General features: G+C 60.8%; 11 protein-coding genes and 1 pseudogene. 6 read left to right on the forward strand and 6 right to left on the reverse strand.

Annotated features, from left to right (window positions below; genetic code table 11):
• Both VB737_RS02395 and VB737_RS02400 read left to right on the forward strand, forming a co-directional pair.
• A pseudogene (locus VB737_RS02395) lies at positions 1-258 on the forward strand (hypothetical protein); the annotation flags it as partial.
• Positions 233-541 carry a nucleotidyltransferase domain-containing protein gene (locus VB737_RS02400; RefSeq protein WP_323243065.1) on the forward strand — a complete coding sequence of 103 codons (309 nt, stop codon included), beginning with the start codon at positions 233-235 and terminating at the stop codon, positions 539-541. The pseudogene VB737_RS02395 and the gene VB737_RS02400, both read left to right, overlap by 26 nt.
• Positions 542-546: 5 nt before the next feature.
• Here VB737_RS02400 and VB737_RS02405 read toward each other — a convergent pair whose 3' ends face one another.
• Complete coding sequence (locus VB737_RS02405) at positions 547-2,016, reverse strand: glycosyltransferase 61 family protein (RefSeq protein ID WP_500310822.1); 1,470 nt, start codon at positions 2,014-2,016, stop codon at positions 547-549.
• A gap of 94 nt (positions 2,017-2,110) precedes the next feature.
• Here VB737_RS02405 and VB737_RS02410 point away from each other — a divergent pair, with 94 nt between their 5' ends.
• Entirely contained in the window at positions 2,111-3,580 is a 1,470-nt protein-coding gene (locus VB737_RS02410) for a WcbI family polysaccharide biosynthesis putative acetyltransferase (protein WP_500310824.1), read from the forward strand.
• Positions 3,581-3,983: 403 nt separating this feature from the next.
• Here VB737_RS02410 and VB737_RS02415 read toward each other — a convergent pair whose 3' ends face one another.
• The 5 genes from VB737_RS02415 to VB737_RS02435 all read right to left on the reverse strand — a co-directional run bounded on the left by VB737_RS02415 (position 3,984) and on the right by VB737_RS02435 (position 10,184).
• Positions 3,984-4,826 carry a sulfotransferase domain-containing protein gene (locus tag VB737_RS02415; protein WP_323243068.1) on the reverse strand — a complete coding sequence of 281 codons (843 nt, stop codon included), beginning with the start codon at positions 4,824-4,826 and terminating at the stop codon, positions 3,984-3,986.
• 336 nt (positions 4,827-5,162) lie between these two features.
• Positions 5,163-5,837, reverse strand: a complete 675-nt coding sequence (locus tag VB737_RS02420) for a hypothetical protein (RefSeq protein ID WP_323243069.1) — start codon at positions 5,835-5,837, stop codon at positions 5,163-5,165.
• Positions 5,834-7,126: a glycosyltransferase gene (locus VB737_RS02425; protein ID WP_500310826.1), complete on the reverse strand. Its 1,293-nt coding sequence runs from the start codon at positions 7,124-7,126 to the stop codon at positions 5,834-5,836. The genes VB737_RS02420 and VB737_RS02425 overlap by 4 nt, the downstream gene beginning before the upstream one ends.
• Positions 7,123-9,135 carry a glycosyltransferase gene (locus tag VB737_RS02430; protein ID WP_500310827.1) on the reverse strand — a complete coding sequence of 671 codons (2,013 nt, stop codon included), beginning with the start codon at positions 9,133-9,135 and terminating at the stop codon, positions 7,123-7,125. The genes VB737_RS02425 and VB737_RS02430 overlap by 4 nt, the downstream gene beginning before the upstream one ends.
• 167 nt (positions 9,136-9,302) lie before the next feature.
• A complete protein-coding gene (locus tag VB737_RS02435; RefSeq protein ID WP_323243072.1) occupies positions 9,303-10,184 on the reverse strand; it encodes a class I SAM-dependent methyltransferase in 882 nt (293 codons plus the stop codon).
• A gap of 353 nt (positions 10,185-10,537) precedes the next feature.
• Between VB737_RS02435 and VB737_RS02440 the strand changes: the two genes are divergently transcribed.
• The 3 genes from VB737_RS02440 (at position 10,538) to VB737_RS02450 (ending at position 13,124) form a co-directional block, all read left to right on the forward strand.
• Positions 10,538-10,876 carry a tetratricopeptide repeat protein gene (locus VB737_RS02440; protein ID WP_500310830.1) on the forward strand — a complete coding sequence of 113 codons (339 nt, stop codon included), beginning with the start codon at positions 10,538-10,540 and terminating at the stop codon, positions 10,874-10,876.
• A gap of 88 nt (positions 10,877-10,964) precedes the next feature.
• Positions 10,965-12,689 (forward strand): patatin-like phospholipase family protein, encoded by a 1,725-nt coding sequence (locus VB737_RS02445; RefSeq protein ID WP_323243074.1) that lies wholly within the window; start codon positions 10,965-10,967, stop codon positions 12,687-12,689.
• Between the two features lie 291 nt (positions 12,690-12,980).
• Entirely contained in the window at positions 12,981-13,124 is a 144-nt protein-coding gene (locus VB737_RS02450; RefSeq protein ID WP_323243075.1) for a hypothetical protein, read from the forward strand.
• Positions 13,125-13,291: the final 167 nt, after the last annotated feature.

Raw genomic sequence — 13,291 nt, forward strand, 5'->3', positions numbered from 1 at the left:
CTGCTGGGCGAGCTGGCTGGGGTGCTGGGCCTGGAGGCGGAGACGGCCACCGAGCCCGCGGCTGGGGCGGCCGATGGGGTGGCGATCCAGGAACGGATCGAAGCGCGACGGGCCGCCAAGGCAGCGAAGGATTTCGCCACCGCCGACCGGATCCGCAGCGAACTGGCCGCCGAGGGCATCGAGCTGATCGACCGGCCGGGCGGTGTGACCGACTGGGTGCGGGGCTGTGGCGTTGGGATCAATCCCCGGCATCCCTGAACGGGTCCAGCAGCGGCTGCAGCAGGTGTTCGACAGCCAGGGCCACCTGGAGGCCGTGTGGCTGTTCGGCTCCCGGGCGATGGGACGTCACCGCGAAGGATCCGACATTGACCTCTGCCTGGAGGGGCGCGAGCTCAGCCATCGGGACCGGCTGCGGCTGATGGCGGCGATCGATGAGCTGCTGCTGCCCTGGCAAGTGGATGTGGCCTTGCGCCGGGAGATTTCCCAGGAACTGGAAGCCCATCTGCAGCGCGTGGGTCGCTGCATCTGGGTGCGGAGCTGAGGCGCCTACCGGAGCCGCTCGAGCAGGTCCTGAATGGGCAGCACGCTGCGCCCTGGCACGGCTGGATCGGCGGCGCAGTTGAGCACCTGCCAGTCGAGGCCGGCGGAGCGGCCCGCCAGTTCCAGCATCAGCCAGGCGCCGCCGTGGGGGCGGATTTCGATCACCGGGGTGCCGTCCGGCGCGAGCAGGGCATTGGCCAGGCCGGCCCCGTGAATGCCGAGGAAGCCCCGGGCCCGGCTGATCAGGCCATGGAGGGCGCGGATGTCGTGGAATCCCGGGTCGAGGATCAGCACGCCGTGGTTGCTGAGCTGCTCGAGCAGTTCGGCGTGGTTGCTGAAGTCACGGCCATGGGGAACTTCGGTGGGGGCCGCCAGATTGCGGCTGAAGTAGATCCAGTGATCCTGCAGCGCGAAGGGAGGCGTGGGCTGATGCAGGTCCCGGCGCAGCAGGTCCACGCCGTCGCGGTAGTCCTCGATGGCGAAGGTCCAGGCCCGCTGGTGATGGGGGTGGAAGCCACTGCCGCCGTTGCAGGCCACCGGCTGGAGCACGAGCCGCTCGACGCTGAAGGAGGCCGGCAGTTCGTCCCGGAACTGCACCGCGCCAGGCCAGAGCAACCGACGCAGGTGGGCGAGGTTGGCGAAGCGTTCGCGGCAGGCCAGCAGCTTCAACGGCCCCAGCTCGCTGGAAAGCCGGCGGATGGCCGCCAGCTGGGGGAGGGTGTCGTGGAAGAAGTGGCCCAGGTTGCGATGGCCGACGATGTCGTTGAGAACGCACCAGGTGCCCTCCAGCCGCAGGGGTGCGGGCTCCGGATCGGGCAGGGGGCGGAGGCTGAGGCTGTCGCCATCGCGCTGCAGCTGGTAGCCGGCGAGCTGCTGGATCCAGGGGGCCTCGGGCCAGCCGGCGGGGAGGTACTGGAGGCAGTCGCTGAACCATTCCCCGTCGGCAATGGCGCCGATGGGCAGCACCACGGCGTTGCTGACCAGCCGGTGGCTGAGCCGGTAGGTGTGGAGGGGTTCCGGCCAGGGGAAGGGGGCTGGAGCCGGGGGCGGTGCAAAGAAGCCCAGCGGGATGGGGGCAGCGGCCTGCTCCAGCTGCTGGCGGGTGGCGTGGATCCAGTCGTGCTGCGCCGGATGGAACTGCAGCAGGCGATCAATCAGCGGCAGCGCCTGTGCGGCCAGATGGGGATCGGATCGGCCCTGGTCCTGGATCCAGAGCGCGCCATAGCGGCAGAACTGTTCCTCGAACACGGCGACCCAGTCGGGCTCCTCGGGGCTGGTGTCCTGCAGCCAGCGGTAGAGCCGGGCGCCATCGAGGGCGATGGCGATCGCCTCGTAGCGCTGCTCCTCGGGCAGGGCCAGCATCCGCTGATGGCCGGCGGCACCAAGCTGGCGCAACCGGTCGCGTTCGGCCGGTTCGAGCACGGCCAGGGATGACAGCTGCCGGCAGGCCTCCGCGAGCTGGCGGGCGTCACCCATGGCTTCGGTGCAGCACGGGCAACTCTGGCACCCGTGGGTCGCCGCCATGATGGGCCGATCCTGATCGATGGGGCGGAGGGGCCGAAGCCTCTGGATGGCACACACCCCTTTGCCAGCCGAAACACCCAGGGATCGGGCCGCCTGTCTGGATCTGGCCAGGGAATGCCTGCGGCGCCAGGGCCTGGCCAGGGTGGCGGAACTGGTGTGGGACGGGGTGACCGCCTCCGAGGCCAGCCTGGAGGCCGACGAGCAGGAGCTGCTCAGGGATCTGGGCCTGGCCTGCCACCAGCAGATGCTGGCGGTGGCCGAGAGCGACCCCGATGAGGCGATTGCCCTGGCCTGCTGGGGCGCACGGCTGTTCGGCCACCTGCTGGATCAGGGCTCCCCCCAGGCGGAGTGGGTGGCGATCCACCATGAGCAGTTCTGCCGCTACGGATCCATCTGGATCCATCGGCAACTGACCAGCCGCGACGACGACACCCCCGCCCTGCAACGGCAGGAGCTGGGCGCCACGGCCCTGAAGATGCTCGAGACGCTGGGGGGCTATCACGATCCCCTGCCGGACTGGGTGCCGGTGTACCGGGAGGCGTTTCTGGCGATACCCGGTGCCGGCGCCGGAGCCCCGCCCTGGCCCGCGGCGGACAGCCTGATCACGATCGTGGGGAACTGCCAGAGCCACCCGATCTTTCTGGGGCTGGAGCGGGCCCTGCCGTCCCATCGCTTCCACTACTGCGCACCGGTGCACATGGCCACGGCGGAGGATGTGGCGGAGCTGCACCGGGTGCTGGGTGAGACGCAGGTGCTGGTGATGCACCGCGTCACACCGGGCTATCGCGACGGCATCGGCCTGGATGGGGCCACCCTGCAAGCCCTGTTGCCGGAGGGGGCTGGCGCCGTGGTGCTGCCGAATCTGCACTACGAGGGCTACCACCCCACGATCGGCTACGCCCACGACGACCGGGGCGAACTGCCCGGCCTGGCCAGCGAATCTCCCCTGGGCGACTATCACGACTTCCTGGCGATGGCGGCCGCCGAGCGCGGCCTGGAGGCCGAGGAGATCCTGGCGCTGGCCTGCACCCCGGAGATGGAGGAGCTGCTGCAGGCCTGGCACCGGCGCTCGCTGCAGGAGCTGGCGCGACGGGAACAGGAGTGCGACCTGCGGATCTCCCCCTGGCTGGAGGCGAACCACAACGGGGAAGGCCATCCGATGGCGCTGTTCCACACGTTCAACCACCCCAGCAACCAGGTGCTGGAAAAGCTGCTGGAGGATCTGATCGGCCGGCTGGGGCAGGAGCCAGGCGGGGAACGGCCTGGCCTGGGCAGCCCGGTGGAGCAACTGGGCCGGCAGCGGCACGCCATCCTGCCCTGGACGCGCCAGGCGCTCGCCCTGCCGGCGTGGGCGGCCGCCGAGGGGCGGCGCGACTGGGAGAACAGCTGGACGCTGGAGGAGCAGCTGGGCGCCTCGATCGCCTTCTACCGGCGGCATCGCTGGCTGGTGGCCTGCAACCGCCAGCAGGAGAAGTACGGGCTGGCGGAGCGGCTCCTGGCGCTGGCGACGGGTTGAGCGGCAACGAACGCATGGCATCCGCGGCGCTCTCCTTCAGACTGCAGTTGGTAGATCTTCGCGGCAATTGAGCAGGCTTTCCAATCCTTCACATATTTGAATGGCAGTACTAGACTTATCCCAAAGACAATCCATCAACTAGATGATATGACGTGGCACTACATGAAAGCAATTCGCAGCTTACGGCGAACCTGAACGCCAGATCCCCACGATCCATACTGCCTCACATCGAAACATCTTACTGAATGCGCAAAAGAAGTAGATGCCTAGCAGGCTTGCCAGAGAGCACCCCAGAGAGCACCAAGGAGACTATGATTTTGAAGCTTACACACATTTGAGGTGTCTCCGATAAACCAAAAGAAAGTCGCAGAATGCACCTCACGGAAGCCACGCATTCGCAGCTTTAGACATAACGGGATATACTCGATAGCTTGTCATCATGTTTTTCAAAGATAGCACGATACTCTGGCGATGCCTGTGTCTCCCAACGCTTGACCGTAGATGAGATACTATTGCTGGTCATATGCTGCAAGTCTGATTCGCTTCGTGGCTGGATTGCGGAAACAGTTTCTGCAATAAGATCCGCACTAGACTCGATTCCCAAGAATCGAGCAATGGAATCAATAACAACCGACGGACTTTTGACAAGATCTTCATAGAAGACAAGGCAGCTCTCCAAGTTCGAAGATATGACCTGCAACTGACGTGCAAAAGCACAAATAATGCGAAATAGCATTTCATCATCACCAACATCATTAAAACTGCGATATCCGCGCTTTGCGTTGAAACCTTTAACTGACAGAAAGATATCCCTAGGATCCCTCTGAAGAAGGATTGGCCTTAACTGGCCATTTGGTAAAAAACCCACGCTTGCCTGAAGAAGATCAACACCAATAAACTTCTCCGCAATTAATGAAGTCCCAGTCTCGGCAAGCTGCTTTGCAAAGGCACTGAAGTGAGGAAAGAACTCAACGAATGGAGATGAACCTACAGAGATTAAGTGAGAGTTAAAGAAGGCATTCTTAGCCAATACGTCGCCAACAGAAAGTGCCGAGTCATGAATAGAACTTAACCCTCCTAAACCAGCTAAATGGCTAAGGAGAGCCATTTGGCATGTTCGATCTTCATACGGAGCTCCACCATGTACTGAGCAACCTAGCGCCTTCAGCGCCTTCATGAAAACCGTTGAGCCACTTCTGCCATAAGAGACGAGCGGAACAATTGAAACGCCGTGAAGATCAAGCATTGTAGGAATCAGAATGCAGAATAGGTGTCACCATTTCAGATGCAGAGTTGATTGTCTTAGCTCGTGTTCCAGTGCATCGAAAAGAGTTGAATAACTGTCCAAGCAAAATCAGAGAAGGATGACAGCGTGTATCGACCAGCGCGGCAGACGTTCATCAAACAAACCAAGCTAAATGATGCAATAGAGCGTGCAGGAGATGAGGCTATCATACTATGAAATGCACTATGAAGCAGCAAGACCATAAAGCAAACCTCCCATACGCCGGATGGCATCAAACCAACTCACTTGCACTGCGCCGCTGATTCGATGCGGAAACAAAGTATTCCCTATATTCCACTAGCCATAGTCGTAAAACAGAGCCGAGACTGCCTGAAGTCTCCTAGGAGTGGCATTCCCCATCGTAAGGAGCTTGCGAATCTCAGAAACTGTTTCGTGGGCTGGACTATAGCCAGAGTTCAGATGAGGTAGTGCTTCCTCACTAAATTGGTTTGCACATGACTCTGGAATGGCCACACCAGCATTGCGATAAAAGTGCTCAAGACGAGTAAAGCCTTCTCTGGGGTGACGAAGAAACGAAGCCGCAGGAGCAACAATCCAACGGCTTGATCTATCGTCGGCGAAAGACCATTCGGCCAGCTCAATAGAAGCGTCTATGGCATGACGCACAAGTTGAATGCTTGCCGAAGTATCAAGGTCAAGACCAGAATCCAGCTGCTTAAGCCTGATCTGCTCTACCTGCCGAGCGACTCCATTCGGATCAGCCAAGAGACAAACAGTACCTGCCTGCTCAACAAGCGTTTTCCAGTAAAGAGGTGGGTAACGATAACCAATCAAAAAATAGTGCTTAGTACTCCTTATCATCTCGTCAATCCACTCTCTTGGCTCCACATCATCCAACTGCTGGGCAGGTGGATCCACACAGGCATGGCCATTCACCATAGCCAATCGCTCAATGAAACTAAAAAAGACTGAGTCGATGCCCATAGGAGCAGCCACAGTGATATGAATCATGCTGCTTCTCCGATCGAGAGAGCTTTGAAGTAACTCTCCAGCGCCCGCTTCGGACTGAGCCGGCTGGCAGTCTGATGCGCAGCATGAGCCATCTCCAGATACTTATCCTGTTCCATCTCCAGAAATAATGCCATTTTTGCCGCAAGATCAGCAGCATCTCTGGCCACGAAGTTATAGCCATCGACACCGTGCTGTACGCGCTCCGCCAGCCCCCCGATGAAGGCCGCAATCACCGGCTTATAGCAGGCAAAGGCCTCGGTCACCACCAGCCCGAAAACCTCCGGCCAGGTGGAAGGGACTACCACCACATCAATGCCGGCCATGCGTCGGATGAGTTCATCGTGCGTGTAGCCTCCCAACTCCACCACCTCCCCATGCTCCCAGGCGTGGCTGTCGCTGATCAGCCCTTCCACCTTGCGCTGATACTCACCGGAGGCGAAGTTCTTATTACCGCCATTGATGACGATCTGAAAGGGCCTGAGGGGCTGGCTGCGGTTGAGAAGATCACCGGCCTTCAGCAGCACGTGGATTCCTTTGTTGTCGACGAACTGACCGAAGAAACCGAAACGGATGGCCTTCAACCTCGTGGGCTCCGGCTCGGGCGCCGGGTAGCGATCCAGATCAATGGGATGGTTGATCACGTGGACACGCTGTGGATCAACGCCCATCTCCTTCACCAGCACGCCGCCGAGATGCCTGGCAGGGACGATGTAGCTGTTGGCCATCTCCAGCAGATCCACGTTGTATTTGTGTCGGGCCATGAACGTATCAGCGGTGATGTGGGGAAAGCACATGGCGCAGAGCTCCGGCTCGGCCTTGCTGCACAGTCCACCGTTCGTCTTCTTCACCATCTGGCCATCAGCCAGGCAGGCGAACAGCATTTCATGCAATCCCACGCTGATGTGCACCTCTGGCAAGGCAAAACGCAACAGCCCCAGCAGATCGATGCCGATGTGCATGTAATGCGAAAGAAACACCGAGCGTGGCTCAAGCCTGCGCAAGAACAGGGTGAGATCCTTGATCGCCCGTGAATCGACGCAATTATGCCAGAAGTAGTCGTACTCGCCGGTGAAAAAATAGTATTCGTCTTCTGCTCCGGGCACCTTGCGCAGATAGGCCGAAGCCTTGGTGCGCAGGTTTGTCTGGGGAGAGGTGGCGCCGATGAAGCACACACGCAGATTGGAGTACTTGCGCAGATTCAAAAACAGATCATAGGCGCACTGCTGTGCACCGCCATGCACCACCTTGGGATGGAACAGGCTCAGGATCACCAGGTCGTACTGGCTCATAGGGAATACTCCACGGGCAGATCCATGGCTTCCAGCTCTCGCCGCCACTTCAGGGAAAACAGCAGCCGATTCACATGGCTGGTCGTCCCGCTCAGGTGATAAGGGGCAACAGAACCCGTGCCCTCTGCGTGATAGAACTTGATGTCATCCCATACCCGCACAGGAATACCCTCCTGGCGAGCCCTCAGGCAAAGATCGAAATCCTCGAAATGGGCATAGATGATCTCTTCACTGAAACCACCTAGGTGATGAAACAATGGCGCACTCATGGCCATCAGCGAACCGGAACAGGCGATCACATCAGCCCGGGTCTGGTTACGGCCCACGGAAAAGCCATTGAACAGGGGAATGGCTCCAGACTTTGCCGTTGTGAGTCGGGTGGCGGTGAGGCCCTCCTGCATCAGGGTCCCGTCTGTGAAATACTGAAAGGCACTGTGGATGGCATTCGGTTCGCTCATGGCTCGCCGGATCAAAAGATGGTAGTCGGCCACCGAGTCGGCAAACAGATCATTGTTGTGGAACAGCAGGCATTCGCCTGTGGCATGCGCGGCACCGAGATTGCACCCGGCCGAGAAGCCGAGATTCGTGGCCCGGTTGAGGATGCCGATTCGTAACCCGCTGCGGATATCGGCAAACCGATCGAGAATGTGGAACGTTTCCGAAAAGAGCTCGGGGGAGTTGTTCACCACGATCAGCTCCAAAGGCAAGCCACATTTCGCCAACTGCAGGATGGCCGGCTTAGCCGCCAGGAAGGAACCCAGCTGCACGAAAATCACCGACGCCACTGGTGGCCGTGCCAGCGGGGTGCGCGTCAGCCAGTGCACCTCCACATCGCTGCGCTCGGCGGCCACGTGCCGGGCGAACAATCCCGACGCTTCCACGACGGTCTGCGGGGTGAACAGCCTCAGGGAATCCGGCCAGCGGTTGCCACTGTCGATCGACACCCGAAACACGCCCAGTGCGGCTTCGAAGAAGCGCGGCGCACTGGTTTCTTCCGGTACCTCCGCCAGGCAGAGTTCCGCGGAGGTCGGACGTGCCTTGTCTTCGCCCTCTGGCTCCACGATCAACACCAACCGGCCGAGTTCCGACCAACGCCGGAAGCCGGAACAGTCAATCAGAGTGGCAAAGCCATGCCGCTGGTGCTCCGGCAGAGCCAGGGCCTGGCACACGTCAGGCCGGTGATAGAACGTACCCGATCCGACGGCATGGGCACCAGGCATGAGCGGATCGCTCAGCCGGAACAGGCTGCCGCTGGGGAAGGCTTCCCGACACCAGCCGATCAACAGCAGCAGGGAACCGCAGCGCAGGCTGCGATCGAGATGCACATCCACGGGGGCGCCCGTGTCACACGCCTGGGCCGTGATCGCATCAAGACGGCCGAGGGGAACGTTGCCATCCACCGTGGTGCGACTGGCCTCGATCGAGGCCCAGGTGAAATCAGGCTGGAGGCCCTTGGCCTCGCGGAAGCACAGGTAAGCCTCTTCCGCCTGTCCCAGGGCCTTGTGGATCAACCCAAGCTCAAAGGGGATCCAGGGGTTGCTGGCCTGGTCCCGATACGGGCGCAGAATCTCAAGCGCCTCTTCCGTTCGCCCGCTCTGCCGGTGGGCGTGGGCTCGGATGAACGCCAGCATCGGGTCCGACGATTCCTCCGTTGTGGCGGCCAGCCAGCGATTCGTCAGCTCGATGGCCTCGCCGAAACGCTCCCCATCCACCAGCTGCTTGGCCCGCCGGAACAGGGCCTCGGAACTCAGTTGCTCGATGCCGGGCTCAACAAAGCCACCCGTGGGCGGGAGCTGGGAGGAAGGGTCAGGGTCAGGGTCGGCACTCGGTGGGGATGGCTTTCCAGCGATGTCAGTGTCGCCTTCCGAAGCTGGATCAGCGGGACGACCCGTAGCCCGATGACCTCCTGCATAGGCGGCCAGACGATCCCAGTCGCTCTGGGATTCCGGATTGTGCAGAAGCTTGATCTGCAGTGACTTCCGATCTAGAGAATGAACGGTCAAAGTCAAGCGCAATCCAATGGTGGACCGGATGGATGCCAAGAGAATATAATCCCCAAAGACCTCGCATCCCCGTGATGGGCATGGCAGCCTGATGAAGCTTTGATGAAATGTTCCGACCCCAGAACCGACTGGAAAGATGTGTCAATCAACACAGGATGATCAGGGCGGGTGATCTACCGCTTCGCTTCGATCACCAGCACACCAGGTAGATCCGATCCCAGCACGCCATGCTTCCAGCTGGCAATGTGATGCATCTGCACCGCAGCGAAGCCCGCGGCACGCAGTTGATCGAGAACGTCCCACCCAGGAATGCGGTAGACGAGAGAGCCGCCCACTGGCCGGATCGGATCTCCATGCCGCTCAGGGTCCCCAAGCAGCTCCGTCTGATGGGTCACCGGGTCGTATCGCGCTTTCAGGATCGAATCCAGCTGCCCGAAAGCCAATGGGCAGGTGGCCACCAGCCGCCCTCCTGGCCGCAGGACCCGGGCGATCTCTCGGAAGGCCAACTCCAGCTGAGGCACATGCTCGAACAGCTCGTTGCAAAGGACGACATCAAACCTGGATTCGGGGAAGGTCAGGGCGCAGAGGTCCTGGTGCAGAACCTCGCTGGTGGCCAGTTCCGCATCTTCCAGGAACTCGCTGCAGGTGAGCCTGGGGGCTCCAAGGTGTCGCCGCATCCACAGAGCAAAAGAACTCAACGCCTCCACTACATACACGTCCAGCTGCGCCAGGGCTTCCAAGGAGCCGCAAGTCGCCTCCAATACACGAAGCACCGCCCGATTCCGGCTCAGCAACCCGTTCGCCACCAAAGATTCGCGGTAGTTGGGCCCCTGAATCTGAAGGGCCTCCGGCGGGATATGTTCGCCCGTGAGGGGTTCAAGAAATCCCAGCATCTGGGTCACCGCAACAGACTCGTCCAGCAGTTTCCCCTGCTGAAGCAGCTCGGCCAGTTCCGGCTGAAACTCGCTGAAACTGCTGTACGTGCGATGAAGATCGTGCAGTGCGAGCACCCTCTCACTGGGCATCAGCTGCGGGCGGATTCCGACCTGCGCCAAGGCTGCTTCGCCAGTCATTGAGGCAGCCTAGGGAGAAGAGGCCATGGACGCCACCTCGCTGTGGCACGACCCTGCCCATGATCCACTCCGGTGGCTCCCGTCTCCCCGTTTCGGGGCGCCTTACCCCTCTGACTACCGCCAGGAGCGCCCCTACACCACAGCCCCTCTGCCGCCTGATGCCTGGCCTAACAAGCCAGCGTCTCAATGCGTCCCAGGGTGCCTGAGAGTCATGCCACCATGGCCCCACCGTCCTCGCGACCGCCGGCGGACAACGTGGCCGACTGGATCCAGGAGGAGGAAGCCGCCTATGCCAGGGCCGCTTTGCCGCCGCCCTCCACCTCTTCCGCCAGGCCCTGAGCCACGCCCCGGACGACGCCAACCTGCAGGCCGCCTCCGCCCGCTGCCTGCGCCAGCTCGGCGAGCACGCCGAAGCCCGGCGGATTCTGGAGGCCATCCTCCAGCGCCAGCCCGACCAGTTCGCCGCCGTGCTCGGCATGGCTGAGCTGCTGCGCAGCGGCGGCGAGCCGGCCGCTGCAATTCCCTTCTATCGCCGCGCTGTCGCGGGCGATCATCAGCAGGCCCTGTTGCTGTCGGCCACCCTGCTCACCCTGGCTGCCGCCGGACGCGCCATTGCACCAGCCCATCTGCCGCCTGATGCCGGGGTTGGCCACCTGCGGATCGCAATAGCTTGAGAATGCTGTAGCGCGCGCTCACAAGGTGATCCTCGCACTTGACATCCACTCATCAACCTCACAAGGTTAACGGATCTGAATCACTCCGATGACGCAGAAGCCTATGCCTCGGAAGCTCGCCATCGTGATCTCCGGAGCCGTTTCGCTTGGGAGCTATGAGGCGGGTGTGATGTACGAGTTGCTGGAGGCCATCGCTCTGCACAACGAGTCTGTCGGTAGCGACCATCCAGACCGTGTGGAGATTGATGTCATCACAGGAGCCTCCGCAGGGGCCATGACCGCCGCCATCCTCAGCCAACAGTTGTATTTCGGTGGAACTAGATTGCGGCATCCCTACGAAGGCAATCCTCTGTTCGATGCCTGGGTGAAGAATGTATCCATCGATGAACTTCTAAAGGTGCACCCTGATGAGCATCGGTATTCCCTGCTGAGCTCTGCGGTCATCGATGATATCGGCAGCCAATCGATTCCCGATGAGCCAGGCCTTGCCCTGGATCCCCATCCGGCAGCAGCGAAGTCTCTGCAGGTTGGTTTTGCGATGTCCAATCTGAATGGCTACAAGCAGGAGATTCCTGGCTCGGGGAGCAACGAATCCTTTGCCTACTCCCGCTACAAGGATCAGTTCGTCTGCCGCCTGCAGCACGGGCAGGCCATCCAGCTCACCGAAATGGAGCCACAGATGAGGGGTCGAAAGGTGGTGTGGAAGCCCATGCACAACACTTGCAGCTGGGGAATCCTTCGGGAGATGGCCCTGTCTTCAGGAGCCTTTCCCTTTGCCTTCCGGGCCCGTCGCATCGTCCGTAGCGGTGGCTCAAAACAGAGCATGATGGCCACCAGGGACAGCAGCATCAAATCCACCTCCGGCGATAAACTCTATGGTGGTAATTATCTCTATACCGATGGTGGCGTTTTTGAAAACGAGCCCGTAGGGATGGCCGCCAATCTGACGGAAGTCCTTGATGCAGGGCATGCCGATGCCGATCGCAGCTACCTTTTCGTAGCCCCCGGCAAGCGCACGATTGATGCCGATCCATTCTTCAACAAGGAGGATGATCTGATCGCCATGGCTACTGGGCTCGTCAGTGCCATCTTTGGCCAATCACGCTTTCAACAATGGGTCACCGAAGGCCTCACCGGAAAGCTCCTCACCGTGACGGCCACCGAGGCCTCTCTGATCGGGGATACCTTTTCAGCATTTGCTGGCTTTCTGGAGTACGACTTCCGAGCTCACGACTACAACATGGGCCGGCGGAATGCCCGCCAGAAGCTACGCAATGGCAGCTTCGATCACCTGATTAACGATTTCATGTCCCTCGATGCAACGATGCCAGAGATCGATTGGCCAGTGGACAAGGAGCAAGGAGCAGACTCACCCCCAAGGCCTCTATCTCACCGGACACGTACCCGCGACCAAGAACTGATGCCGCAGGGCTATGGAGAGTATGAAACAGAGATCTGGAAAGACGTTCGTGAGAAGTATGCCGAGTTGGCTAAGCCAAGAATCTACGAAGACGCGCATGGACGCAGCACGCGCGATCACGGAGAGGAGCTTCGCCATCTCATGGTCCAGGTTGCTCCAGAACGCCGCGAGGAGATTGCCAATCAGTTATATGCACGTGTCGATTCACTGGTCGACTTCTTCAACAGCAAGTATCTAGATCCGATTGATGCGAAGCGGCGCTCTGGCTTCTTCAGGTGGCTGCTACGACAGACCATTGGCAAGCCCCTGACAAAGACCGCCTTGAAGCGGGCTGTTCGATCAGTCATCAAGCCCTATCTCCTTGAACCCCTGCCCTCCCAACAGCAGCCGTAAGCTCCAGACATCCGCCAACGCGTCACAGCCCGGATGGCATCAACGAGCGCACGGGCGTGATGGACATCGTCGTCGCTTTGCCGACGGCCGCAGTTGGCAACGTGCACGGCTCGAAGCGGAGAACTGAGCGAGACCGACCCTGTCCGCCCGGCCAGATCCCAGACCTGTACAGCCTGTACAGAACGCCGGATCCGCCCACAGAACCCACCGGCACCCATAGCCACGCCTAGGGCAGGCCGAACAGCCCAGGGGGCGTCCGCACTGAGTGTCGGTTGTCTACACGCAGACCAGGTGGCGCTGAACATCCGCAACCCAGAGGCCGATCGCCTCGATGAGATCGCCCTGCGTCGTGCAGCGCGACCGCGGAAGGACAACCGGACGCCCGAGGAAATCCTCGGCTACGACGACCTCGGACTAACGTCGTTCCTTCAATGAGGCCATCCAATCCGCCAAGTTCCCGCGGATGTCCGCTGCTTGTCAGGCGACAGCGAAAACTGGTCCAGATGCGACACGAAATCTGGCCCCCCTCTGCGAGCCACTGACCAGGCCCAGCGCCATGACCGCGGTGCTGTCACCTCTGGAGCAGAGCTCCCGGGATGCGG

This window comes from Synechococcus sp. BA-120 BA3 (assembly GCF_034931285.1).
Lineage (GTDB): Bacteria > Cyanobacteriota > Cyanobacteriia > PCC-6307 > Cyanobiaceae > Cyanobium.

Coding starts and splice junctions, on each gene's coding strand:
- VB737_RS02405 (WP_500310822.1), bottom strand. CDS start 2,016: ATGGGTGACGCCCGCCAGCTCGCGGAGGCCTGCCGGCAGCTGTCATCC.
- VB737_RS02415 (WP_323243068.1), bottom strand. CDS start 4,826: ATGCTTGATCTTCACGGCGTTTCAATTGTTCCGCTCGTCTCTTATGGC.
- VB737_RS02425 (WP_500310826.1), bottom strand. CDS start 7,126: ATGAGCCAGTACGACCTGGTGATCCTGAGCCTGTTCCATCCCAAGGTG.
- VB737_RS02410 (WP_500310824.1), top strand. CDS start 2,111: ATGGCACACACCCCTTTGCCAGCCGAAACACCCAGGGATCGGGCCGCC.
- VB737_RS02445 (WP_323243074.1), top strand. CDS start 10,965: ATGACGCAGAAGCCTATGCCTCGGAAGCTCGCCATCGTGATCTCCGGA.
- VB737_RS02420 (WP_323243069.1), bottom strand. CDS start 5,837: ATGATTCATATCACTGTGGCTGCTCCTATGGGCATCGACTCAGTCTTT.